Origin of the sequence: Bacillus haynesii, from assembly GCF_001969855.1 — a bacterium.
GTDB classification, from domain to species: domain Bacteria; phylum Bacillota; class Bacilli; order Bacillales; family Bacillaceae; genus Bacillus; species Bacillus haynesii.
In genome coordinates this window covers 210,419-234,992 of the sequence record NZ_MRBL01000016.1, presented here as the reverse complement: position 1 = coordinate 234,992, position 24,574 = coordinate 210,419, and the positions used below count along the sequence as shown (strand labels likewise).

The 24,574-nt window shown below is 45.9% G+C and carries 26 protein-coding genes, 1 other RNA gene and 1 riboswitch; of the genes, 22 read left to right on the top strand and 5 right to left on the bottom strand.

Annotated features, from left to right (window positions below; all coding sequences use genetic code 11):
* Window positions 1-24: 24 nt before the first annotated feature.
* Window positions 25-621 (bottom strand): Holliday junction resolvase RecU, encoded by a 597-nt coding sequence (gene recU / locus BTA31_RS14055; RefSeq protein WP_003182896.1) that lies wholly within the window; start codon window positions 619-621, stop codon window positions 25-27.
* 54 nt (window positions 622-675) lie between these two features.
* Between recU and BTA31_RS14050 the strand changes: the two genes are divergently transcribed.
* Window positions 676-1,635 carry a DUF2515 domain-containing protein gene (locus BTA31_RS14050; protein WP_076792568.1) on the top strand — a complete coding sequence of 320 codons (960 nt, stop codon included), beginning with the start codon at window positions 676-678 and terminating at the stop codon, window positions 1,633-1,635.
* A 32-nt stretch (window positions 1,636-1,667) separates the two neighbouring features.
* Here BTA31_RS14050 and sspM read toward each other — a convergent pair whose 3' ends face one another.
* Window positions 1,668-1,772 carry an acid-soluble spore protein SspM gene (gene sspM / locus BTA31_RS14045; RefSeq protein WP_076792565.1) on the bottom strand — a complete coding sequence of 35 codons (105 nt, stop codon included), beginning with the start codon at window positions 1,770-1,772 and terminating at the stop codon, window positions 1,668-1,670.
* A 199-nt stretch (window positions 1,773-1,971) separates the two neighbouring features.
* Between sspM and BTA31_RS14040 the strand changes: the two genes are divergently transcribed.
* A complete protein-coding gene (locus tag BTA31_RS14040; RefSeq protein ID WP_076792562.1) occupies window positions 1,972-2,199 on the top strand; it encodes a YppD family protein in 228 nt (75 codons plus the stop codon).
* A gap of 57 nt (window positions 2,200-2,256) precedes the next feature.
* On the top strand, window positions 2,257-2,628 hold the full coding sequence (locus BTA31_RS14035) for a YppE family protein (RefSeq protein WP_076792560.1): 372 nt from the start codon (window positions 2,257-2,259) through the stop codon (window positions 2,626-2,628).
* Window positions 2,629-2,659: 31 nt separating this feature from the next.
* Here the strand turns inward: BTA31_RS14035 and BTA31_RS14030 are convergent, their stop codons facing one another.
* Window positions 2,660-2,860: a YppF family protein gene (locus BTA31_RS14030; protein WP_011198064.1), complete on the bottom strand. Its 201-nt coding sequence runs from the start codon at window positions 2,858-2,860 to the stop codon at window positions 2,660-2,662.
* A 178-nt stretch (window positions 2,861-3,038) separates the two neighbouring features.
* Between BTA31_RS14030 and BTA31_RS14025 the strand changes: the two genes are divergently transcribed.
* Window positions 3,039-3,482 carry a YppG family protein gene (locus BTA31_RS14025; protein ID WP_043926962.1) on the top strand — a complete coding sequence of 148 codons (444 nt, stop codon included), beginning with the start codon at window positions 3,039-3,041 and terminating at the stop codon, window positions 3,480-3,482.
* Between the two features lie 18 nt (window positions 3,483-3,500).
* Here the strand turns inward: BTA31_RS14025 and BTA31_RS14020 are convergent, their stop codons facing one another.
* Complete coding sequence (locus BTA31_RS14020; protein ID WP_076792557.1) at window positions 3,501-3,920, bottom strand: Hsp20/alpha crystallin family protein; 420 nt, start codon at window positions 3,918-3,920, stop codon at window positions 3,501-3,503.
* A gap of 176 nt (window positions 3,921-4,096) precedes the next feature.
* On the opposite strand from BTA31_RS14020, the gene BTA31_RS14015 reads away from it, so the two are divergent.
* The 8 genes from BTA31_RS14015 to BTA31_RS13980 all read left to right on the top strand — a co-directional run bounded on the left by BTA31_RS14015 (window position 4,097) and on the right by BTA31_RS13980 (window position 11,519).
* A complete protein-coding gene (locus tag BTA31_RS14015; protein WP_043926959.1) occupies window positions 4,097-4,603 on the top strand; it encodes a PTS sugar transporter subunit IIA in 507 nt (168 codons plus the stop codon).
* Between the two features lie 130 nt (window positions 4,604-4,733).
* Complete coding sequence (locus tag BTA31_RS14010) at window positions 4,734-6,977, top strand: DEAD/DEAH box helicase (protein WP_076792834.1); 2,244 nt, start codon at window positions 4,734-4,736, stop codon at window positions 6,975-6,977.
* Window positions 6,978-6,982: 5 nt separating this feature from the next.
* Window positions 6,983-8,296 carry a ribonuclease H-like domain-containing protein gene (locus BTA31_RS14005; protein ID WP_076792837.1) on the top strand — a complete coding sequence of 438 codons (1,314 nt, stop codon included), beginning with the start codon at window positions 6,983-6,985 and terminating at the stop codon, window positions 8,294-8,296.
* 241 nt (window positions 8,297-8,537) lie between these two features.
* On the top strand, window positions 8,538-8,789 hold the full coding sequence (locus BTA31_RS14000; RefSeq protein WP_076792554.1) for a CotD family spore coat protein: 252 nt from the start codon (window positions 8,538-8,540) through the stop codon (window positions 8,787-8,789).
* A 115-nt stretch (window positions 8,790-8,904) separates the two neighbouring features.
* Complete coding sequence (locus BTA31_RS13995) at window positions 8,905-9,456, top strand: SLOG family protein (RefSeq protein ID WP_076792551.1); 552 nt, start codon at window positions 8,905-8,907, stop codon at window positions 9,454-9,456.
* Between the two features lie 80 nt (window positions 9,457-9,536).
* Window positions 9,537-9,833: a cell division regulator GpsB gene (gene gpsB, locus BTA31_RS13990; protein ID WP_003182873.1), complete on the top strand. Its 297-nt coding sequence runs from the start codon at window positions 9,537-9,539 to the stop codon at window positions 9,831-9,833.
* Window positions 9,834-9,885: 52 nt separating this feature from the next.
* Window positions 9,886-10,272: RNase P RNA component class B (rnpB, locus tag BTA31_RS13985), an RNA gene on the top strand.
* A 95-nt stretch (window positions 10,273-10,367) separates the two neighbouring features.
* Complete coding sequence (locus tag BTA31_RS13980) at window positions 10,368-11,519, top strand: THUMP domain-containing class I SAM-dependent RNA methyltransferase (RefSeq protein ID WP_076792549.1); 1,152 nt, start codon at window positions 10,368-10,370, stop codon at window positions 11,517-11,519.
* Window positions 11,520-11,619: 100 nt separating this feature from the next.
* On the opposite strand, the gene BTA31_RS13975 is transcribed toward BTA31_RS13980, so the two are convergent.
* A complete protein-coding gene (locus tag BTA31_RS13975; protein WP_076792546.1) occupies window positions 11,620-12,057 on the bottom strand; it encodes a hypothetical protein in 438 nt (145 codons plus the stop codon).
* Window positions 12,058-12,333: 276 nt separating this feature from the next.
* On the opposite strand from BTA31_RS13975, the gene BTA31_RS23040 reads away from it, so the two are divergent.
* The 10 genes from BTA31_RS23040 (at window position 12,334) to dynA (ending at window position 24,553) form a co-directional block, all read left to right on the top strand.
* Window positions 12,334-12,510, top strand: a complete 177-nt coding sequence (locus BTA31_RS23040) for a hypothetical protein (protein ID WP_094777435.1) — start codon at window positions 12,334-12,336, stop codon at window positions 12,508-12,510.
* 108 nt (window positions 12,511-12,618) lie between these two features.
* Complete coding sequence (locus BTA31_RS13970) at window positions 12,619-14,538, top strand: ATP-dependent DNA helicase (RefSeq protein WP_076792544.1); 1,920 nt, start codon at window positions 12,619-12,621, stop codon at window positions 14,536-14,538.
* Window positions 14,539-14,653: 115 nt separating this feature from the next.
* A complete protein-coding gene (locus BTA31_RS13965) occupies window positions 14,654-16,156 on the top strand; it encodes a carboxypeptidase M32 (RefSeq protein WP_076792541.1) in 1,503 nt (500 codons plus the stop codon).
* A gap of 138 nt (window positions 16,157-16,294) precedes the next feature.
* A riboswitch (purine riboswitch) is annotated at window positions 16,295-16,394 on the top strand.
* Window positions 16,395-16,511: 117 nt separating this feature from the next.
* Window positions 16,512-17,096: a xanthine phosphoribosyltransferase gene (gene xpt, locus BTA31_RS13960; protein ID WP_076792539.1), complete on the top strand. Its 585-nt coding sequence runs from the start codon at window positions 16,512-16,514 to the stop codon at window positions 17,094-17,096.
* Window positions 17,093-18,409: a nucleobase:cation symporter-2 family protein gene (locus BTA31_RS13955; RefSeq protein WP_076792536.1), complete on the top strand. Its 1,317-nt coding sequence runs from the start codon at window positions 17,093-17,095 to the stop codon at window positions 18,407-18,409. The genes xpt and BTA31_RS13955 overlap by 4 nt, the downstream gene beginning before the upstream one ends.
* 84 nt (window positions 18,410-18,493) lie before the next feature.
* Window positions 18,494-19,045, top strand: a complete 552-nt coding sequence (locus BTA31_RS13950) for a GNAT family N-acetyltransferase (protein WP_076792532.1) — start codon at window positions 18,494-18,496, stop codon at window positions 19,043-19,045.
* A gap of 41 nt (window positions 19,046-19,086) precedes the next feature.
* Window positions 19,087-20,184, top strand: a complete 1,098-nt coding sequence (locus tag BTA31_RS13945; protein WP_076792530.1) for a type III polyketide synthase — start codon at window positions 19,087-19,089, stop codon at window positions 20,182-20,184.
* 7 nt (window positions 20,185-20,191) lie between these two features.
* Window positions 20,192-20,695, top strand: a complete 504-nt coding sequence (locus BTA31_RS13940; protein WP_076792527.1) for an isoprenylcysteine carboxyl methyltransferase family protein — start codon at window positions 20,192-20,194, stop codon at window positions 20,693-20,695.
* Between the two features lie 63 nt (window positions 20,696-20,758).
* Window positions 20,759-20,854 carry a Fur-regulated basic protein FbpC gene (fbpC, locus tag BTA31_RS13935; RefSeq protein ID WP_003182857.1) on the top strand — a complete coding sequence of 32 codons (96 nt, stop codon included), beginning with the start codon at window positions 20,759-20,761 and terminating at the stop codon, window positions 20,852-20,854.
* Window positions 20,855-20,998: 144 nt separating this feature from the next.
* On the top strand, window positions 20,999-24,553 hold the full coding sequence (dynA, locus tag BTA31_RS13930) for a dynamin GTPase (RefSeq protein ID WP_076792524.1): 3,555 nt from the start codon (window positions 20,999-21,001) through the stop codon (window positions 24,551-24,553).
* The last annotated feature ends 21 nt before the right edge of the window (window positions 24,554-24,574 follow it).

The following is a 24,574-nucleotide window of genomic DNA, read 5'->3' as shown; positions in this document are numbered from 1 at the left end:
CTCACATGACTTTAAAATCATAATTTATGATGGCGAAAAATACAACTGATCAATAATCTTAATATAATCAATTCTTGGCGAGTATCCAAGTGAAATGGGGTGAGCGGCTTCCTGAAGCTCATCTTTTCGGATCGATTTTCTGCCGTTTTGCTTTTTCCGCTCCCAGAAATAAAATAATTTTTCTGCTTCCAAAAAATAAATTTCTTCAAAAGCGGATATGATAACAAAACAAATGCCGTCTTGCGCCACAACCTGCTTCATATGCTCGATCTGATGATCGTGGAAATTCTGAAGCGGGAAGGAGGTCCGGCTCTTTGTTTCTTTCGCTTCAAAATCGATGTAGCGGCCTTTATAAACCCCATTATAATCAGTAGTTGACGACTGCTTGAAATATGCTTCCTTGATAACCGCAGCGCTTCGCTTCGGATAATCGACCTGGACAATCTGTACAGGTGTCGGTTTTTTATGGATGACGGCAATCGAATGAGATTGATAATACATATTCGTTTCATTCAGGTCATCTTCGAGGGTCATGCCGCGATTGGAATACGACGGCTTCTTTTGCAAGGATGAGGCAGCTGTTTTCGGCTGATAGGATTTGCCGTTCGGGTAACGAATCACTTTCTTCATCCTCCTTTTACAAAAAAATCTGGATACTAACGGAAGTGGCTGATCTTGCACAACACTTTTTCCGCGGCGGAGCTGACGAGCCGCATTCAAGAGCTGACCGCAAAACTGAACAAGGACAATATCTCACGGACAAATGCCTACAAACGCTTCTTTGACCGCCACCCTGAAATCAAGTGGTCGCTTTTGGCTTCATTTGTTTCCCGGAATGCCGGCTGGTCGATGACCGATTTAAAAGGGCGCTTATTCGAGCTCGGACTTACGGCTTTTCAGCAGAAATGGCTGTTTTTAACGTATGAAAGAGCGAACTGGCTGATTTTTTCGGACGCCTATCCGCAGCTCCTGTTATACCATTGGTCCAAGCAGCTTGGCCAGCCGCTGTTTCATTTGCTCTCCTCATTTGGCGTGTCTTCATTTATGAAAACGGAGTGGGAGCGGTTCTGGCATGAGCGCGATCAAAAGCGTCTCATGTACGCTCTCATTATAAATGAACAAAACACTATCCAAACTCCTATTATACAAAATCCTTTGTTTAAAAAGAATGTTTTTCAGACGATTCCTTTTCAGCTATGTGAATGGTTTCACTTCAACACGGTCATCTTTCCGACGGTTGAAGGCGTTTTTTACGGCGTGTCTGTTAAACGCTTCACTAGTTTAAAGGAAAGGATCAAGCTCGGCAAGCAATTAAGCGAGCTGCTGTTTTCGCCTGAGCTTTTCCCCGGTTTTTTTCATTTTACATCATGTGTTCCGCATACCGGGTCGCGCTTTGATATGGAGCGCTGGGCAGGGGTTAAAATCAGAACCTCACCGTTTTTGAGAACGTGTTATCCCGTTGTTGCCCATTCATTAGACGGATTAAAATGCGATTGGTTTCGCGGAGGAAAGAGGGAGGCGATGTTCAAAGATGAAAAACTCCCGAAAACGATTGAAATCACCGATTGGTATTTCCAAAAAAGAAGGCAGCTGCAGGCATTGTTTTCGCTGGAGCATTGGCTGAATAAGAGGTGAAAACAGAAAAAAGCAAGGGTTCTCCTTGCTTTTTAAGTGGACGGGCGGTTAGGTCCGCCTAATTTCTTATCCAGTGTGTCTGCTTGTTTAGCATCTGGTTTTGTTTTCGTAGGTGATTTCTTTTTGTTGTTTTCCACAGCGGGCACCTCCTTACCTTTTTAGATTTTGCAAAAAAGCGCTGATCATACCATTTTTCGCAAGATCACTTGTCGAAAGCGGCGCGTTTGGCTGGAAAATGAGTTTCTTTGGCGGTTTGCTTCTAGTTTTGTCAGCTGTGGAGGAGAGGGTGCACATAAGGGAGAATGCATAGAAGGCCATCAAAAAGGAGGGAAGCAAATGAACGGATTTGCAAGCAAAGACTCGGTCCTTCAAATGCTTTTGGAAACGGAATCAGACATGCAGTCTGCGGAGAAGGCTTTGACAGAAGCTGTACGCCGGACGGAGCATGAAAAGCAGGCTGCCTGGAACGAACGGCTCGATCTGATTGAAAAAGAACTGGCAGAACTCAGCTCTTGTTTAAACAGCACGTTAATGGGAGTGGAGCCAAGGGGAGAGACGGCTTAAGCCGGATTCATTGTAACGGTCGTCTTCCTTTGGTACGATAAACCCGAGGTGAAAAAATTGGATACACAATCTCTTCTTGTACAGACACGGGAATTAATCCGCCTTGTAAAAGAAGCGGAAGAACGATACAGTAAGGGAAAAGAGGAAGGGACGGAATACGATTTTTTCGAAGTTGTCAAACCTTCTGTCGAGAGTTTCGAACAAACAGTGAAAAGCTGGCTGGCGGAAAGCCTGCCTTATATTAAGTCCAATCGGCCAAAATACATTTACGAAGAACAGCTCAACTCAGTTGAGGAAAATGCGAACGAAATTTTCATGCAGTCGTATTTCTGCAAAATTCATAAAAAACGCTTTAAAGATCTGACGGAATCCGTCCTCTACACGCTGAAAAACGTAGAAGACGATATATTAAAAGAAGACCGGGCCTAATTCCCGGTCTCTTTTTTATGAGGGCTGTTTGTTAGCTGGCGTCCGTATTCATATCATAAGCAGGGTGCTGTGCGCCATTCGCTTCAAGAACTTTCATACTTGTGCGAAATTCGTTTAATGTCAGATGTCCTTGGATATACAAAAACTTGGCGAAATCCATCAGTTTGTTCATGCAGTCTGTCTCATACTGTTTCATCTCGGCAAAACAATTTCTTAAGTATGATACGTTCATATGGTGCATCCCCTCTCCTTTATATTAATAATATAGTACCATAACAATTCGACTTTTTTCTGTTTTTCAAATATTAAAATTTTCGACACTTTTTGACAAACTTGTGACAAAACCATTGGAACGAGAAATGTTTCTATATCATACACTTATAAAAAAGGGCTTTAGGAGGAGAGGAAAGATGGAAGAGAGGAGAGCCGCCGCATATCCTTATTCCGGCCCTGGTGCGTATGCTCAAGCCTATCAGCAAAATCATCAGGCTTATCATCCCGTTCAGCCGTACTACAGCCAGGAAACCGTCCCGTACGCCCATCCCGCTCAACGGCCGCAGGCATATCAGCAGCCGATTGAACAGAATTTGGATCCGTTTTCAGTCTATCATCAGCCTGTTCAGCAGCAAATGCAGCCGCTTCCGCCGTTTCAGGCATTTCCTTATCAGCATCCATATCCTTCACCGCGGCCGAATCTTCACCAGCCATCACAATTTCAAAGCTTTCTGTCGCAATTCAAAAAAAAGAACGGGCAGTTTGATTTCAGCAAAATGATGGACACCGCAGGCCAGATGGTGAGCACGGTCAACCAGGTCGGAGCGCTGGCCAAAGGGTTTATGGGATTCTTCAAATAAAAAAAGCATGGATGAAGGTCATTCATGCTTTTTTTGCTCCGGAAATGAGACCGTGAGGACATTTCTGTTCCACGACGTCTTCATTGTTTCTTCACGGACGGGATATGGGAGCAGAACGGTTCTGGACAGGCTTGTAAATGATGAAGAACCGCCGCTTTCTTGTTTCTCCTTCAAGGCGACATGAAGATACCTCGATTTCGCTTCAATCATGATATCTCCGTTTTGAAACGATTCAGGAACGGCGATATCGACGTGAAGCGCCCCATTCTCCTCTCTGATGTGCATCGAAATGGTGGAATTCTGAAGCTGGTCTGATATCAGCTTTTGGAATGAATTTAAAATATCGTGAAAAGGTGAGTTGTAAAATAACTGTTCAACCGCTTCTTGAATTTCGTCTTTCTTGCTGAGCGAGTGATTATCGTTTTCCTTGAAATCCATTCTTCATCACCCCCGATTTTTTATTTTCAGCTTATGCAGGGGCTCATGATATGGTTATTCATTGATGGGAATTTGAAAGTGTGGTTAAATAATGGGGAATCCAAAGATTTGATATTTAACCTGTTCCTCTTTTAATAGCCATCATAAAGAGGCGTTTTGAAAGGAGCCCAACTGTATTGCTGAAAAAATTATTCGGTATTGGTCAGAAACAAAATGAAGTGAAAGAAGAAACCGTTTTTTCACCGGTTGACGGACAAGTTTTGGAACTTTCAAAAGTCCCTGACCCCGTTTTCTCCCAAAAGATGATGGGCGACGGAATGGCTGTCGAGCCTTCCGCGGGCGAGATCGTGTCACCTGTCGACGGAGAAGTGATCCAGCTGTTCCACACAAAACATGCCATCGGCATTCGTTCATTGTCCGGCGTGGAGCTCTTGATTCACATCGGTCTGGAAACCGTAGCGATGGAAGGCGAAGGTTTCACAGCCCATGTCAAAGAAGGAGACAAAGTAAAAGTCGGCGATCCTTTGATAACGTGCGATTTGGAACTGATCAAGGAAAAAGCGAGCAGCACAATTACGCCGATCGTCATTATGAACGGCGATGTGTTGGAGCGCGTCACAAAACATGAAGAGGCAGAAGCAAAAAAAAGTGAGACAAAGCTCATGGAGCTTAAAGTTAAGTAACACACAAAAGCAGAGAGCGATTCTCTGCTTTTTCATTTTGTCAGAAAATCACCTCTTTCAGAACGAACGGACATTCGCTAAAATAGAATGAGAGGTGACAGCGTTGTTTCAAAAACGAAATTTAACAGATATGATTCAGCTTCTGAAAGAAGACCAAGCTTTCAGCAGGCAAATTGTTCATTGGCATACAATCGAGGAAAAAGACGCGGATTACCGCGATTTTCCTGAAGGTTTAGATAAGAGAATCGTGCACGCTTTACAGCAAAGAGGGATAGAAAAGCTGTATTCCCATCAGGCTGACGCATATCTGCACAGCGCCGCCGGCAAAAACGTGACGCTTGTGACGCCGACTGCATCAGGGAAGACGCTTTGCTACAATCTGCCCGTCATTCAGCGGATCACAGAAGACAAAGATGCACGCAGCTTATACCTTTTTCCGACAAAGGCATTGTCGCAGGACCAAAAAAGCGAACTGAATGAATTAATCGATGAAATCGGTGCGTCGATCAACTGTTATACATATGACGGAGATACGTCGCCTTCGATCAGGCAGAAAGTCAGAAAAGCAGGCCATATCGTCATTACAAATCCAGATATGCTGCATTCGGCGATCTTGCCCCATCATACAAAATGGGTGTCATTGTTTGAAAATCTGAAATATATCGTCATCGATGAGCTTCACGTATACAGGGGAGTCTTTGGCAGCCATGTAGCCAATGTCATCAGACGGCTGATGCGGATCGCTGAATTTTATGGAAGCAAGCCGCAGTTTATCTGTACATCCGCGACGATCGCCAATCCATTGGAGCTCGCTGAGACGCTCACGGGGCAGCCGATGCACCTGATTTCAAACAACGGCGCCCCATCGGGAAGAAAGCACTTTTTATTTTACAATCCGCCGATGGTGAACCGTTCGCTTAACATCAGGAAAAGCGCGACCCTTGAAGTGAGAAAGCTCGCATCCGAATTTCTGAAAAACGGCATTCAGACGATTGTGTTTGCGAGAAGCAGAGTCCGGGTTGAAATTATATTGACATACTTGCAGGAAGTGATGAAACCGATTGTCGGCTCTCATTCGATTCAGGGCTACAGGGGCGGCTATCTGCCGAACGAGCGGCGCGTCATTGAAAAAGGCCTTCGCAGCGGGGACATTAAAGGCGTTGTCAGCACGAATGCACTCGAACTGGGCGTTGATATCGGACAGCTGCAGACATGCATCATGACCGGATATCCGGGAACGATCTCAAGCGCCTGGCAGCAGGCCGGCCGCGCCGGAAGAAGGCACAACGAAGCGCTGATTGTCATGGTGGCAAGCTCAGCCCCGCTCGATCAGTACATCGTACAGAATCCGGACTATTTCTTTAAACAAAATCCCGAGACTGCCGTCATTAATCCGGACAACCTGGTCATTCTCGTCGATCATATCAAATGCGCAGCCTTTGAACTGCCTTTCAAAAGAACGGACACATTCGGCGGTGCAGAAATCGAGGATATTCTTGACTACTTGGCAGAAGAAAGGGTCCTCCACTTAACCGGGAACACGTATCACTGGATGAATGACGCTTTTCCGGCGCACGGCATCAGCTTGAGGTCGGCTTCTCAGGAAAATGTTGTCATTATTGATCAGTCAAGACGAGAGAAGGCGAAAGTGATCGGAGAAATGGACAGGTTCAGCGCCATGACGCTTCTTCATGATGAAGCCATTTATTTGCATCAAGGCATCCAATACCAGGTGGAAAAGCTTGACTGGGAGGAGAAAAAGGCGTTTGTCCGCGAGGTTCAAGTTGATTACTATACGGATGCCAATCTTGCCGTCCTATTGAGAGTTCTCGAAGTTGACAAGGAGAAAAAAACGGAAACCGCAGCGTTCGGTTTTGGGGATGTGACCGTTCAGGCAAAAGCGACGATTTTTAAGAAAATAAAATTTGAAACGCATGAAAATATCGGTTCAGGACCGATTCATCTGCCGGAAGAGGAGCTGCATACGAATGCCGCTTGGGTGCAGGTGAACGATGATGAGCGGCAAAATTGGAACGACATCAAATTGGAAGAGGCTTTGCTTGGGACTGCAAATGTCCTGGGACATGTCGCTGCCTTAAAAGTGATGTGCGATCCATCTGACCTGCATGTTTTTCCGCAAATCAAAGCCGTTCATAACGAAAAGCCGACGATCTTTTTGTATGATCGCTATCCCGGCGGAGTGGGTCTGTCTCAGAAAGTGTATGAACAAATGCCCGAGATCATCAGTGAAGCGCACCGGCTGATTTCAAGATGTCCGTGTGAGTCAGGATGTCCTTCCTGCATAGGAGTGGGCGGCAGCGGCGATCAGACAAAAAACAATGCTCTGCGCCTTTTAAAAGGCTGGAAAGGTTGAGCGGCATGTCTTTAAAACGAAAACTTAATCGCTATAAGCATCACCTGGGAAATCAAGCGAAAGAAGAAAAAACGGACCCTCCAGCAGAAAAGCAGACGTCCATGTCCGTCGGTTTTGAGAAAGAATGGACCGAACTCGGTGTTAAACCATATGTGTTTGAGGAATGCTATTGCCTGATCAGGGAGGTCGTTTATCCGTTGACACATGTTCATGGCCATTACGCGTTTTCTGAGCTTCATGAGACGGTTCGGCAATGGAACAACAGCACCGTTTCCCATGGGCTTTCAAGCAAAGGGTATACACCGAGCCAGCTTTTTTTCTTTGATACGGAAACGACCGGTCTCGGAGGAGGGGCTGGCAATGCGATCTTTTTGCTCGGCCATGCAAGGGTGTATGACGACCGCGTAGTCATCAAACAGCATCTGCTGCCAAAGCCAGGGCACGAAGCCGCCCTCTATCACAGCTTCCTGAGTGAAGTCGATATTCAGTCTCTTGTCACCTATAACGGCAAAGCGTTCGACTGGCCCCAGGTGAAAACGAGGCACACGCTGATCCGCGACAGGGTCCCAAAGCTGCCGGATTTCGGCCACTTTGACCTGCTGCACGGATCCCGCCGCCTTTGGAAGCATAAATTTGACCGCGTCTCTTTGGGGACGGTGGAAAAGGAAGAGCTTGGCGTTGTAAGAACTGAAGATACGCCGGGCTACCTGGCGCCGATGATGTATTTTCATTTTTTAAAGGAGGAACGTCCGGAAATCATTGAAGGCGTTTTGCGCCACAATGAGCTTGACGTGCTTTCTTTAATCTCTCTTTACATCCATTTATCGAAAAAAATCCTCACCCCGGAGCAGACAGCGGAAGCAAACGAAAAGTACGCGATGGCAAAATGGCTCCTCGCCAACCGGGAGACAGAGCTTGCGACAGCGCAGTTGCAGGAGCTTGAAAAAAAGCCTTTTGAACAGTCTGAACGCGCATCATTCGATTTATCCATGCAGTACAAAAAACAAGGCATGCTAAAAGAAGCCGCAGCCCTTTGGTTGAAGCTCCAAAATGGAGAAGACGGAAAAACCGCCTGGCGCGCAGGAATCGAACTCGCCAAATACCTTGAACATCGAAAGCGGGATATTCGGGCCGCTCTCGACGTAACGGACAACCTGCTGCAGCAGCACGGTTCACAAAAGTTTGAGCTGACCGAAAAAGAAATGGCCGGCTTCTTGAGACGGCGCGAGCGGCTGGAGAGGAAATACGGACGAAATATTCCCCGGGTAAGCGCAGAAAACGACGATCTTCGAAAGCCAAACATTTCAAGCACGTTATGAATTGTAGAAACCGATCGCTTCTTGTAAAATAACGTTAGAATGGTTTGAAGGGAGCGTCGATATGTATAAGGGGCTGTTTTATCTTTTTTTTGTCGTCGTACTGTTTATCGTATTGATCATGACGAATTTCAAGGAAAGCTTTATGGCTTACTTTTAAAATAGGTTTTTATATTAGTACATGTTTACCCCTTGCTTCATAGTTTAATAGTGTATATAGAAGCTTAAAGAAAGGGGAATTTTCATGCACTGTAAACCGAATGTAATGGCGCCGATTGTTCATCCTACTCAATGCTGCTACAACCATACGCAAAGCAAAACCGTCGTACCGCACATTCACCCGCAGCACACAACGAATGTCAATCATCAGCATTTTCAGCATGTTCATTACTTCCCGCAAACTCAATCAGCTGTCAACCAGGCATCACATCAGCACTTCGTGAGCCCTGGAGCAGGAATGATGCCGGGACCTGGAATGGGCATGGGGCCTTACTAAAAAGGGTTTTCGGAAGTTTTGTCGGGATGAACGAGCGCCGGATTGAACGTGAGCAACAGAATATCTTTAAAAAAATGGGGCGGAATACGGCCCCATTTTTTAGCAGGTGATCATAATGAAAGTATTGGCCGTTACAGGGTACAAGCCGTTTGAACTCGGGATTTTCAAACAGGACGACAAGGCCCTGTTCTACATAAAAAAAGCGCTTGAAAACCGGATGATCGCTTTGCTTGAGGAAGGCCTGGAATGGGTCCTTATCTCAGGCCAGCTTGGCACTGAACTATGGGCGGCTGAAGTCGCGTTTTCGCTGCAGGAAGAATATCCCGACTTGAAAGTGGCGGTCATCACTCCGTTTTTGGAACAGGAAAAGAAATGGAATGAGAAAAACCAAGAGCAGTATGAAGCTGTGCTCGCAGCCAGCGATTTCACTGAAAGCTTGACACACAGGCCGTACGAAAGCCCGGTGCAATTTAAACAAAAAAACCGGTTCTTTATTGAAAAGGCGGATGGCTTATTGATTCTGTACGATGAAGAAATCGAAGGCTCGCCTGTGTATATGCTGAATGAAGCAAAAAAGGCTCAGGAAAAACGCGATTTTCCGATCTACACGATTACGATGGATGACTTGAGAGTCACCGTTGAAGAATGCAGCTTTTACGAAGAGTAAAAAGTGCAAGAGAAAATTTGACATTGAACACGTTTTCTGAAAAAATATAAGATGATGATTCACGATATGAGGTGAAAAAGATGCTTGCTGATAAAGTGAAGCTTTCTGCTAAAGAAATTTTGGAAAAAGAATTCAAAACAGGAGTCAGAGGCTACAAGCAGGAAGACGTTGACAAATTCTTGGACATGGTCATTAAAGACTATGAAGCCTTCCATCAGGAAATCGAAGAATTGCAGCAGGAAAACCTGCAGTTGAAAAAACAGCTTGAAGAAGCCAACAAGAGACAGCCGGCTCAATCAAATACGACCAATTTTGATATTCTAAAACGACTTTCCAATTTGGAAAAACATGTGTTTGGAAGCAAATTATACGATTGATGAAAACCGCTTGTCCTTTAGAACAAACTAAGCTATAATAGTGGATGTCTTAACGTTCGGGTAATCGCTGCAGATTTTACATCTGTAGAGGAAAGTCCATGCTCGCACGGTGCTGAGATGCCCGTAGTGTTCGTGCCTAGCGAAGTCATAAGCTAGGGCAGCCTTGCAGAAGGCTGACGGCAGGAAAAAAGCCTACGTCCTTCATGGATATGGCTGAGTATCCTTGAAAGTGCCACAGTGACGAAGTCTCACTAGAAATGGTGAGAGTGGAACGCGGTAAACCCCTCGAGCGAGAAACCCAAATTTTGGTAGGGGAACCTTCTGGACGGAAATGAACGGAAGGAAGGACAGAGTTGGCTCTGTAGATAGATGATTACCACCCGAGTACGAGGCTTAGCAGCCGACGGCAGTACGACGGAACAAAACATGGCTTACAGAACGTTACACACTATTATGATGATGACAATGTATAAGCTCTCCGCAGGTAGGAGAGCTTTTATCATGTAAAAAACATACATAAAAACAGGTGATATGATGAAAACCTATACATTAATCGCAACAGCGCCGATGGGAATTGAAGCGATCGTCGCCAAAGAGGTGCGCGACCTTGGATATGATTGTACGGTTGACAACGGCAAAGTCGTATTTGAAGGCGATGCCCTCGCTATCTGCAGAGCCAATCTGTGGCTGAGAACCGCTGACAGAGTGAAAGTTCAGGTTGCCGAATTTACAGCCAAGACTTTTGACGAATTATTCGAGAAGACAAAAGCGATCGACTGGAGCGCCTATCTTCCTGAACACGCGTCATTCCCTGTGACGGGAAAGTCTGTTAAATCAGTGCTCGCAAGCGTGCCGGACTGCCAGCGCATCGTCAAAAAAGCGATCGCCGAAAAGCTGAAATCAGAGTATCGGGCACAAGGCGAGTGGCTTGAGGAAACAGGCCCGGAATACAAAATTGAGGTCTCTCTTTTAAAAGACAAAGCGGTCATAACGCTTGATTCATCCGGAGCCGGGCTCCATAAACGGGGATACCGAACCGGCCAAGGGGAAGCGCCGCTGAAAGAAACCCTTGCTGCAGCTTTAATTCTATTGACAAATTGGACGCCTGACAGGCCTTTCGTCGATCCGTTTTGCGGTTCGGGTACGATACCGATCGAAGCCGCTTTGATCGGCCAAAATATCGCGCCGGGTTTCAACAGGGATTTTGCATCTGAAAGATGGGAATGGATCGGCAAAGAAGTGTGGGATCAAGCGAGGCTGGAAGTCGAAGACAAAGCGAATTATGATCAGCCGCTTTCAATATCGGGGTATGACCTCGATCATCGCATGATCGAGATCGCCAAGGCAAATGCCGAGGAAGCGGGACTCGCCGATTTCATCGAATTTAAGCAAATGCAGGTAAAGGATTTTCGGACGAAAGAGGAATACGGCGTGATCGTCGGAAATCCGCCGTACGGGGAACGCCTCGGTGAAAAGAAAGCAGTCGAAGCCATGTATAAAGATATGGGCAAAGCATTTGCCGAACTTGATACGTGGTCTGTTTACATGCTGACATCAAACGAGCATTTTGAAGAGTGCTACGGGAAAAAAGCAACAAAAAAACGGAAACTCTTTAACGGTTTTATTAAGACGGACTATTACCAGTATTGGGGGAAAAGGCCGCCAAAACCGAATAAAGAGAAGTGAAGTTTAAAGGCTGCCGTGTAAAACGGCAGCCTTTTTTCTTTCCATAGCTGGAAAGCCTTTTAAATTAGCCCCTTAAAAGCGCATGCAAAACATTGACTCACTAATAAATCCATGAATCATTTTTCTTTTTATAAGACGAATCATAGCATTTTTTGCGCGGCTCATAGTAACAGTCTTTTTTGCAAGGCTTGTGGTAATCGTAGTCTTTTTTACAAGGCTTGTGGTAATCATAATCTTTTTTACAAGGTTCATGGTAGTAGAAGTCCTTTTTGCAGTAATCATAATCCTTCTTGCAAGGCTTGTGGTAATCGTAGTCTTTTTTGTAATCCTCATGGTAGTCATAATCCTTTTTGCAATAATCGTAATCCTTCTTGCAAGGTTCATGGTAATAGAAGTCTTTTTTGCAAGGCTCATAATAATAATCCTTCTTGCAAGGCTCATGATAGTAGAAGTCCTTTTTGCAATAATCGTAATCCTTCTTATAAGGATCATAATCATAATCCCAATAATCTTTCTTTGCCGGTTCATAATAGTACATAAACTCTCCACCTTTAGTCTATAAATTTTTAAGTCCCTACAGGATATGATAGAAAAACAGAATAGACTGGGTTTTTATGATGGATAAAGAGCACATTGTCTAACACAGTCCTTGTTATCTCATGTTCAGCTTTTGTTTGACTGAAAAAGGGTGTTTGACCGCTGCGAAAACGGTCCGCCCTAAGAGTAAAGAAAGAAAAAACATAAAATCAGCCTGTATAAAAACGATTCATCCTGCATATACTCGGGATTATTCGATTTGAAAAGGGGTGATTTCATGTTGAACAGCGATCACATTCAAATGATTCAAAAAGCGCTGGAGACGTCAGAAAACCAGCTCGAGGACGTTGGCGGAGAGTGCCTTACATATGCAAAGGAAGAATTGAAAAACGCGATCAGCCATATGGAATCGACAGATCATCCGTTTTTGACGCATTCGATTTACCGGAAATAGTTGAGAGAGGCTTCCTGCTCCTTTTCTCAAATCTTTCTTGTTGAATTTCCCGAATCATAGTGATAGGATAGAGGTTCTGAAAACTCGAAAGTTGGGGGTTGGAGCAGGGTGACAGCATCTCGTCTGCCTTTTTCATTAACAAAAACAAAAAACTTTTATGAAGAACTGAACAATTGGATCGGTGATGTATTTTACGATATTCTTCCTGAAAAAGGCTTTGATTTGCGCGATGAGCAAATATTCATGGCTTTTCAATTAGAGCGGGCATTTAAGGAAAAGAAGGTCATGTTTGCAGAAGCCGGCGTCGGAACCGGAAAAACGCTCGTCTATCTTCTGTTTGCCTTGAGCTATGCCAGGTATACGGGCAAGCCGGCGGTCATCGCTTGTGCGGATGAGACGCTGATCGAACAGCTCGTCAAAAAAGAAGGCGATATTTACAAAATTTCCGAGCATTTAGGCTTGACGATTGACGCAAGGCTCAGCAAGTCGCATGATCAATATTTATGTTTGAAAAAACTGGAGAAAACAATGCAGCGCTCTGATGATGAGAAATGGCTTGACCTTTACGAAAGTCTGCCGTCTTTCGTTCACGAATCGCAAGGCATGCAGACTTTTTATCCGTACGGCGACCGAAAAGAGTATTCGTCTTTATCAAATGATGAATGGTCTGAAATCGGTTACGACTCTTTTCAAGACTGTCTCACATGTGATATGAGGCACCGCTGCGGGCTCACACTGTCAAGAGACCATTATCGAAAATCAACCGATTTCATCATCTGTTCCCATGATTTCTATATGGAGCATGTTTGGACAGAAGAGGCGAGGAAACGGGAAGGCCAGCTGCCGCTTTTGCCGGAGCACAGCGCAGTGGTTTTCGATGAAGGGCATCTGCTCGAGTTTGCGGCGCAAAAAGCGCTGACGTACAGGGTGAAGCAATCGACGCTCGAAATGTTTCTCGAGCGCCTGCTCGGCAATGACATCAGAGAAGAATTTGCAGAGCTAGTCGAAGAAGCGCTTCGCGCCAACGACGAATTTTTCGGTTTGCTTTCGGAAAACGCCGAAAAAGCAGAAGGCTCTGAGCGCATGCGCATCAAAGATCATACCAATCTGAAAAAAGCAGCCGCCGAGCTGTATGACTTGCTTGAAAAAATCGGGGAGGCGCTCGTTTTTGAAGGAGAGCTGTACACGATTGATCAGTACGCTTTAACTGTTGTCGAAGAGTATCTCGAACAGATGGCTTACTCCCTTTCCCTTTACAGAAAAAATGCGATCAGCTGGCTTGAGCAAAAAGAGCTTGAGTCGACATTCGTCGTCATGCCGAGAACCGTCTCCGAAGTTCTCGGAGAAAAGGTGTTCTCCAAGCCGATTCCGTTTATTTTCTCATCGGCAACATTATCGGAAAACGGATCGTTCGATTATTTGGCGACAAGCCTCGGGATTCGCGACTACTTATCATTTACCGTTGATTCGCCGTACGATTATGAAGAGCAGATGAAAGTGTACATCCATCGAATCGAGGAAAGAGAAGCGAAGGAAAAAGCGGCAATCCGTGCAATCAAAGAAGCGGGCGGGAAGACGCTGATCCTGTTTCCGTCTTTTGAAGAGCTTCTGTCCTTCAAGCTCCGGACTGCACAGGAATCATTTTCGTTTCCCGTTTACTTTGAAGGGGATGAAGAAATCAGTACAATCGTTGAAAAGTTTCAAACGGTAGAAGAATCCGTCTTGTGTTCTGTACATCTGTGGGAAGGGCTCGATATTCCCGGAGACCCGCTTCAAAATGTCATCATCTGGTCGCTTCCTTTTCCGCCGCACGATCCTGTGTTTGAAGCGAAGCGGAGCGGCATGGAAAACGCCTTTCGCGAAGTAGACCTTCCTTACATGCTGCTAAGGCTGCGCCAAGGCATCGGACGTCTGATCAGATCAAACAGCGACTCCGGCACGATCAGCATTTTTGCGGGCGATGAAAAAGAATGGAATGTGATAAAAGAAGTCGAATCTGTGCTTCCTGTTCAGCCGGTCTATGTGTAAAGAAAAGCGGACATCCCGCTTTTCTTTTTTTTGGCTGCATAAAAGTTGACTTTCGTAAATATTTCCATTAGTCTGATTACAATTCGCATCATATACGGGAAGAGGAGGATGAATGATGTCGATCAATACATATGAAAAAGAGTTTTTAGAAACATTAAAGAAAATCAGCCGGTATGAGCAGGCGATTAACGTCATGTACTGGGATATGAGGACGGGCGCGCCGATAAAAGGGGAAGAAAGCCGCGCTGAAGCCATCGGCCAATTGTCGGCAGACGTCTTTCAGATGAGAACGTCCCCGCGGATGAAAGAACTATTGGATGCCCTCACTGAGCAAAAACAAGATCTGCCTTCCGATACACAGAAAGCGGTTGAGGAAGCGAAAAAAGAGTACGATTTAAACAGCAAGATTCCGGAAGAGGAGTTCAAAGAATATACGACGTTGACATCCAAAGCGGAATCCGCCTGGGAAAAAGCGAAAAAGGCGTCCGATTTTTCTCTCTTTGCTCCGTATTTAGAAAAAATTATCGACTTTAAAAAACGGTTTATCTCATACTGGGGATATGAAGGCCACCCTTATAACACGCTTCTGGACCAATACGAACCAGGCGTTACAGTCGAAAAGCTCGACGGGCTTTTTTCTGAATTGCGGAAGGCGATCGTTCCGCTTGTGCAAAAGATTGCCGCCAGTGATCAAAAGCCTGATACGGGTTTTGTGCACGAACATTTCCCGAAAGAGCGGCAGCGCGATATATGCCACTTCTTCTTGAAAGAACTGGGCTATGATTTTGAGGCGGGGCGCCTGGATGAGACGGTTCATCCTTTCCAGGTGACGATCAGCCAAGGGGATGCGCGGGTGACCACAGCATACAATGAAGACGATTTTCGCTCGGCTGTTTTCGGAACGATTCATGAATGCGGCCATGCCATTTATGAACAGAACATTGATGAAGCGCTGGGCGGAACCAATTTAGCAGACGGCGCATCAATGGGCATTCATGAATCCCAATCCCTTTTCTATGAGAACTTTATCGGCAGGCATCAAGGTTTTTGGACGCGGTATTTTGAGAAAATAAAAGAAGCAAGTCCTGACCAGTTTGCAGGCGTTACTGCCGACCAATTCTACAGAGCCGTTAATGAATCGAAGCCGTCGCTGATTCGGATTGAGGCTGACGAGCTGACATATCCGCTGCATATTATGATTCGCTACGAAATTGAAAAAGCGATTTTCGGCGGCGAAGTATCGGTCGGAGACCTTCCGAAACTATGGAATGACAAATATGAAGCATACCTGGGCATTACGCCTCCCGACGATGCTAAAGGAATTCTGCAGGATGTCCATTGGTCCGGCGGCGATTTCGGTTATTTTCCTTCATATGCGCTCGGATATATGTATGCGGCTCAACTGAAGTCAAGCATGCTGAAAGATCTTCCGGAGTTTGACCGCCTGATTGAAAACGGCGATTTTCAACCGATCAGAAAATGGCTGACAGAGCATGTTCACGTCCACGGCAAAAGAAAAAAACCGCTGGAAATCATCAAATCTGCGACAGGCGAAGAATTAAACGTCCGTCATTTAATCCGCTACCTGGAAGAAAAATATACAACACTCTATTTATAAAAGAAACCCCTCCCGTGTGCCTGGGAGGGGTTTTCGGGTCAGAATTTTCTGTTAAATACGAACGTTTCAACTGAAAAAATGTGTGCAGGTTCGTCTTTTTTTATTTTATCCCTTTTCATTCGCGCCGAAAGTTGATATAATTTGATACATTATATCACTCATATAATCGCGTGGATATGGCATGCAAGTTTCTACCGGGCACCGTAAATGTCCGACTATGAGTGGGCGATAAGAAAACGAACGTCTTTTAGTGAAACAGACGGAATTCGTCTTTTTAAGCATTGCCCGCTCGCATTCAAAATCCGAGCGGACAATGCTTTTTTTATAAAGGGCAATTGATGAACGGAGGGGTTTAATGGAAAAGCTAAAACGAAAAATTGCAGAGCAGGGCACGGTGTTGTCTGACGAAGTGCTGAAAGTTGATTCATTTTTAAATCATCAAATCGATCCGGAATTAATGCTTGCTGTCGGTGAAGAGTTTGCCACGCTTTTCCGGGAGGAAGGCGTCACGAAGATTGTGACGATTGAATCCTCAGGGATCGCACCTGCCGTAATGGCAGGCTTGAAACTGGGCGTGCCGGTAGTATTTGCAAGAAAGCGTCAATCGCTTACCTTAACGGAAAATCTGTTGACGGCTTCTGTCTATTCATTTACAAAGAAAACGGAAAGCACGATTGCTGTTTCAGCCAGCCACCTTTCAAAGGATGACAAAGTTCTGATCATCGACGATTTTTTGGCAAACGGACAAGCAGCGAAAGGGCTCGTTTCCATCATAAAACAGGCCGGCGCAAAGGTGTGCGGAATCGGGATTGTCATCGAAAAATCATTCCAGACGGGCAGGGAGGAGCTTGACAACCTTGGAATCAGAGTCGAATCCCTTGCGCGTATTGCATCTCTTGCCGACGGAAAAGTTACCTTTTTACAGGAGGTTGGGTCATGAAACTTACGGCCGGTAAAACCGTTTCATTAAGCATTCAGCACGTCCTGGCCATGTATGCAGGAGCCGTTGTCGTACCGCTGATTGTCGGCGGTGCTCTCGGTCTGACGCCGGCTCAGCTGACATATCTTGTGTCTGCCGACATTTTGATGTGCGGTGTGGCGACGCTGCTGCAAGTTTGGAAAAACCGCTTTTTCGGAATCGGCTTGCCTGTTGTATTGGGATGTACGTTCACAGCCGTGTCCCCGATGATTTCGATCGCCTCGAAATACGGTATTCCAGCGATCTATGGAAGCATCATAGCAGGCGGTGTGATTGTCGTTATCGTTTCCTTTTTCTTCGGAAAGCTTGTTAAGTTTTTCCCTCCTGTTGTCACAGGATCGGTCGTTACGGTGATCGGTATCACCTTGATTCCGGTTGCGATGAACAACATGGCCGGCGGTGAAGGCAGCAGCGATTTCGGTGAGCTGTCCAATCTTGCTTTAGCTTTTTCCGTTTTACTGGTCATCGTCCTTTTATATCGTTTTACAACAGGATTTATCAAATCGATTTCCATTTTAATCGGCTTGATCGCAGGAACAGCCGGCGCCGCTCTGATGGGAAAAGTTGATTTTACAGAAGTGGCAAACGCGGGCTGGGTGCAGATGATCCATCCATTTTACTTCGGTGCCCCTGTTTTTGAGGTCACACCGATCTTGACGATGTCCCTCGTGCTGATCGTCAGCCTTGTCGAGTCTACAGGCGTTTACTTTGCATTGGGTGATTTGACGGACCGCCGGCTGACAGAAAAAGATTTAGCAAAAGGATATCGCGCCGAAGGGATTGCCGTGCTACTGGGCGGGGTTTTCAATGCCTTCCCTTATACGGCCTATTCGCAAAACGTCGGTCTCGTTCAGCTGACAGGAGTTAAGAAAAACAGCGTGATCGCGCTTGCTGGAGCTTTTCTTATTCTGTTGGGGCTGTTTCCGAAAGCCGCTGCTTTAACGACGATTATTCCTAAACCTGTGCTCGGCGGCGCTATGGTAGCGATGTTCGGCATGGTGATCGCCTACGGGATCAAAATGCTGAGCAGGGTTGATTTCGGAACGCAGGAGAACTTGTTGATCGTAGCGTGTTCAATCGGAATCGGCCTCGGCGTGACGGTTGTACCGCAAATGTTTCAAAACCTTCCTGACGCCGTCAAACTTTTGACAGAGAACGGAATTGTCGCGGGAAGCTTTACCGCCATTCTCTTGAATGCGATCTTTCACATCCATCCGTTTTCGCGTCATGCTGAACAGCCTGAAGCAGTTCCAACTGAAAAATCCGCCGTTTAAAACCTCACAGATTGTGAGGTTTTTTTGTTGTGTTTTCTCATTGCGGATAAGCCATACTACCGGTATGAAGAGGAGGCGTAACGAATGGAAACTGTGAATGAGCTTGTCGAACGCATCAGCACGAAAGACGGCGGTGAAGCGGTCATCCGTCCTGTCAAAATGGCGGATGCCCCTGACATCATTGAAGCGGTGAAAGATGTGATTCAAACGGGAGTTTTCATCCAAAAAGAACAGCCGCGCACACTTGAGGAAGAGCGTGTATTCATCAGCGATATGATGGAAAAAGACAACATGTATGCGGCGGTTGAAATCGATGGTACGGTGTACGGAATTGCCCGGGTCATTCGCGGCGAACTCAAAATGAAGCGGCACACGGGGCTGTTCAGAACTTGGCTCCACAGCAAGGCGCAAGGGCTTGGGATCGGCAGGGAAATCATGTCCTACACCCTGAACTGGTGCAGGCTGCATCGTCTGCATAAGCTCTGCCTGACTGTATTTTCCGCAAATGAAGCAGCGCTGTCGCTCTATGAGAAAAGCGGATTTGTCATTGAAGGGGTCCAAAAGGAACAGGTTTTGACAGACGGGAAATATGAAGATGAAGTGCTGATGGCTTATTTTTTCGAGAGGTCCACATAAGGCCGCGTGATTCGGGAGACGCTGTAAATAGAGGTGGTGTTATGGCCTATGTCATTTCGGCGGGGACAAGCATTCCCCGCTGCCATGTCAACCAAAAGGAAGCAGCCGTTTTTGCGAGGGAGATGTTCAAAAATTCATTTAAAGACATTGACCGTCTGCTGTCAGCTTTTCAAAATGGTGAAATCGCTTCAAGACAATTTGTCATGCCTTTGGATTGGTATAAAGAGGCCAAGAGCTTCAAGGAAAAAAATCAAGCGTACATTGATATGGCTGTCAGACACAGTGCTGAAGCTGTTTCGAACTGCCTGTCAGACGAACGGTTTTTGAAAAAAGAAATCCCTTACGAAAAAATTGAAGCGATTTTTTTTATTTCTTCTACAGGTATTTCGACTCCAAGCATTGAAGCGAAGCTCATGAACATTTTGCCTTTTTCAAAACGGACGAAGCGGATTCCGATTTGGGGGCTCGGCTGTGCAGGAGGGGCTTCAGGTATAGCAAGGGCATTCGAATACTGCAAAGCTTTTCCGGAAGCCCATGTCCTTGTGATTGCGGCGGAGCTGTGCAGTTTAACGTTTCAAAAGGATGATCAATCGAAAAGCAACCTGATCGGCACATCTTTATTTGGCGATGGAATCGGCGCACTCTTAATGTGCGGCAAGGAAGCGGATATTTCATCAGCCAGATTGGATGTTCTTCCGGAAGTATTGAGCTCACAATCTGCCATCTTGGAAGATTCGGAAGATGTCATGGGCTGGGAAATCAATGACAACGGTTTTCGAGTCGTTTTCTCCAGGGACATTCCGACATTGATCAAAACACATTTAAAGAACGATGTCGAAGCATTCCTCCATAAGGAACAGATCGCTTTGGAGAATATTCAAGTATTTCTGGCTCACCCGGGCGGAAAAAAGGTCCTCGACGCTTATATGGAAAGCCTCGGTTTTTCCGAAGCACACATCGACTGTTCACGAAAAATTTTGGCCAGGCACGGCAATATGTCATCGGCCACTGTGATGTATGTTTTAAAAGAATATTGTTTGCATGGCAGTCCCGTGCCGGAAAAATACGGTCTCTTAGGAGCGCTCGGTCCGGGCTTTTCATCGGAGCTAGTGCTCTTGAGATGGACAAAAAGAGAGTGACTGACACATGTTTTGGACGATCTTAAGCATTTTTGCCGCCCAGCGCCTGCTTGAGCTGGCAGTCGCGAAGTTCAATGAAAAAAACGCTTTGAAAGAGGGAGCGGTCGAATACGGGAAACGCCATTACCCTTACATCGTCGCGATGCATGTTTTGTTTTTCGTATCTTTGATTTGGGAAACGATCGCTTTTCAACGCGGACCCCTTCCGATGGCGCTTGTCGTATTAACAGGCCTCATCTTCACTCAGACCCTCCGGTATTGGGCGCTCTTTTCACTAGGGAGATGCTGGAACACGAAAATCCTTGTCATCCCTGGAACGAACCTTGTCCGAAAGGGGCCCTATCAATGGATCAAACATCCGAACTATGTGGCGGTGGCTCTTGAATTTCTGCTTTTGCCCTTGCTTTTCCAGGCATATGCCACCGCACTTTTATTTACGGTGCTCAACGCTGCTGTCATGTACATCCGCATTCGTACAGAAGAACAGGCGTTAGAAAAATCACACCATTGAAAATGATTATCATTTCATTTATAATGATGATAAACATTCTCATTATAGGATGGTGAGTCGCGTATGACGATGTTTTTTTTACTGGCGGCCGTCAGTACATACAGTTTATTGATCGGATATGTTTTAAAAGGAATCGCTGGAGCGAATCCGCAAAAATAAATAGATACACGTGCTGAAGCTGCCGAAACCGGCAGCTTTTTCTCGTTTTTTCTTTTAGATTGTGAAGAAAAATACAGCAAGGTTGTGTAAAATGGGAGAAAGGGCTAAGAGGGCAAACAACAACGCATAAAAGGGGTAGGAAACATGGCACAAATAAACACGAAAGACGATCTGATAAAAAGAGCCGGAGCGGTTTTCGGGGAGCTCAGAAAAAACGGGGATGACAAGCGGTCGGCGCAGCTTGCGGGCATCATCCGAAAATGGCTGAGAAAAGAAGTGTACATCGCGTTAACCGGACATTATTCAGCAGGAAAATCATCGCTTTTGAACGCGCTGCTTCAGGAAGACGTCCTGCCGACAAGTCCGATACCGACGAGCGCCAACCTCGTGCTGGTCCGCAGGGGAGAAATGAAAACAACACTCCATACGATCGATGGAAGGTACGCCGAGATGAATGGCTCTTATGATAAAGAAAAAGTGCAGGCGTACTGCAGGGACGGCAGCCAGATTGAAATGGTGGAAGTCGAGGGGCCTTTTTCTGGAATTGCGCCTCAGGCTGTCTTAATCGACACGCCCGGAATTGATTCTACGGACGATGCCCATTTTCTCTCGGCGTCTTCGATTCTTCACCAGGCAGATGCCTTGTTTTATGTTGTGCATTACAATCATGTCCATTCCGAAGAAAATGTGAATTTTCTTCGATCAATAAAAGATAAGATACCGAATATTTTTTTTATCGTGAATCAGATTGACCGCCATGATGAAGCAGAAACAGGCTTCCATGCCTATAAAAAACAAGTGCTCGATATGCTGCTGAAAGAAGGGATCAATGAAGAGCATCTCTTTTTTACATCGGTCACTGCAGCCGATCATCCGCTGAACGAATTCAACCGGCTTCGCGCTGCGCTGGAAAGGCTTCAGCATCAATCCGAACAGGAGCTAAAGGTATATACGGAACAAAAAATCAGCAGCTTGATTCATGAACATATCAAAATGCTGATCAGTGACGAAGATACGGCTCTGTCGGAAGAAACCGCTTCCTTAAGAGAAACCGTCAAGATTTTAAAAGCACAGCTTGCCGATTTGACAGGACAGGAAAAACGGGCGGAGGAACAAATCAAAAAAGACATCCAAACGATTGCCCAAAACGCAAATATAACGCCGTTTGAGATGAGAGAGCTGGCCAAATCGTATTTGGAATCGATCGAAAAAGGCTTTAAAAAAGGATTTCTTTTCAGTAAGGCCAAAACGCTTGAAGAAAAACAAAAACGAAAAGAAGCTTTTCTTGCCGACGTCCAAAAAAGGGTTCAAGCCGAAATCGATTGGCATGTCATTGAAGCAATCAAGGCATTCATGAACCGCTTTAATGTCCAGAGTGATGAAATGCTTCAGGAAGTTCTTCAATTTCGGACGATGATCGATGAAGATGAACTGCTTCGTTCCCAGAAAAAAGGGGCTGAGCTTACACCGGAATACGTGCTGAACTATACGAAAGAACTGGCTGAAAACATCAGAAGAAAGGCGAAGAGACAAGCACAGCCACTTATCGACCAGCTCAAAACCTTCATCAAAGAAAGAAGCGACCTGCAGGCGGAAGCGATGAAAGCCGAATATGAAGCGGAACAAGCGAAGCTCGCCGAGCGCGAAAGCCGGTTGATCGAGCAGCAGAAGTCATATGAAAAAGCGAACCGTCTCTGGGATCAATGCGATTTGAACGAGCTGCCAGCGAATTGGCATGCCGCCGAAAAAAAGCCCCTTGAAAAACCGCTTGATGCGGGACGGGCGGAACCGGTCCGTGTGCAAGAGGAGAACAGCAGCCGTAAAGACGAGGCGCTCCATCCGAAAAAGGGCGTTTCTGAGTACATTGAGCACTTTTTCGAACTGGCCCGGTTTTTGGCGGATATCCCGGTTTTGGAAAAGCAGCGAAAAGCATTCCTGGACAAAACGGAGCGCCTTCATACAAGGCAGTTTACCCTCGCGCTCTTCGGCGCATTCAGTTCCGGCAAATCGTCCTTTGCAAATGCGCTTTGCTGGCGGAAAGTGCTGCCGTCATCTCCGACGCCGACAACGGCAACGATTAATAAAATAACAAAACCGTCGGGAACCAAAAGGGACAGGACAGCAGAAGTCGCTTTTAAAACGGAAGGGGAAATCACAGCGGAACTGGATCAGCTTTTGGATGGGAAAATGGCTGCGGCAAAAGGCTCCGCTTTTGGCGAAAAACTTGCAAACCTCTTAAAAAAAAGAGAACTGCACGATGATGAACGGCTGCTGATCAAGAACTTTCTCAAGGCTTATGAGCGCTATGGTTCATATATCAACGATCAGGAAATCCTGACAATTTCCGCTGACGATCTGCATCCGTATGTCGCTGAAGAACAAACGGCCTGTGCCGTCCGCGAAGTCACCGTTTATTTGAGTACACCTGTTACGGACAAAGGAATTACGATCGTCGACACACCGGGCGCCAGCAGCATGAATAAACGGCATACAGAGCTTGCGTTTCAATACATGAAAGATGCCGATGCCCTGCTTTACTTAACATACTACCAGCATGCATTTTCCAAAGCGGACCGGTCGTTTTTGCGCAAGCTCGGGCTCATTAAGGACGCTTTCAGCATGGATAAAATGTTTTTTATTTTAAATGCGGCTGACCTCGCGGAAAGCCCGGTCGAATTACAGATGGTTGAAGACTATGTAAGGGGAGAGCTCTTGAAAGAAGGTATTCAAAATCCGCACCTCTACCATGTATCGAGCAAACAGGAGCTCAGCAAAAAAGCTTCACGGTACAACGACTTCAGCAGATTAAAGCGGGAGCTCGACGATTTTATCGAAAACGGTTTGGCCAGAACAGCTGTCGAAGAACTGCTTGATGAAGGCAAAAAACTGTGTGAAACTGTCTTTCAGCTCCGCCGTTCACTGCACCGTTCCGCTGAAGAAACGGAAGCAGAGCAAAAGCGAGTCGCCAAAGCTTATCAAGAGGCTTTGGCTGCCATTGAAAAAGCAGAGAAGGGATCATCAATCCTTCAAATGACGGAAAAGGATGTGGAAGAGCAATTTTACCACATGAGGCAGCGTCTGGCCTTTTATGCACACGATTTATTTAAAGCTGCGATACATCCCGGGCTTCAGAACGGAGATTGGCGCGCCAATCTGCAAACCGCTTTGAAAAGCTGCTTAAAAGAGTATGAATTCGAATTTTTGCAGGAACTAAAAGCGCTTGATATCAGAATGGAAAACATGATGCTCAAGCATGCCGGCGAACAGTGGGCAAATGCCGTAAAAGAGCGGCTTGCCGGTAATTCTTATTTTTCGGTTCATATCCAAGCTGACCGGCCTGAGACCGACAGTTGGGAAATGGCTGAAGCGTCAGCGGATGAAGGGAAGTTTACAGATGAACTGAAAATGTTCAAAACGCCTAAAACGTTTTTTCAGCAAAATGGCAAAGCCCGGCTTGTCGAGGCGTTTACTGCAAAGCTTTCGGCGACCACGGACAAATGGATTCAACGTGAAAAGCAGACATTTTTAAACCGCTGCAAAACGAGCGCCGGACAATTACAGAAAGCGGCTGTTCTGTCCGCAAAAGCTCAACTGGCAGAACAAAAAGAAGCATATTTTCATGAGCCGTTGGAAAGCGCAGAACGTGAAAACATTGAAAAAGCGTATGCCTTGGCAGGCGAATGGCTCCGCTCCTGTTGAATCAGATTGATATAGGTATGG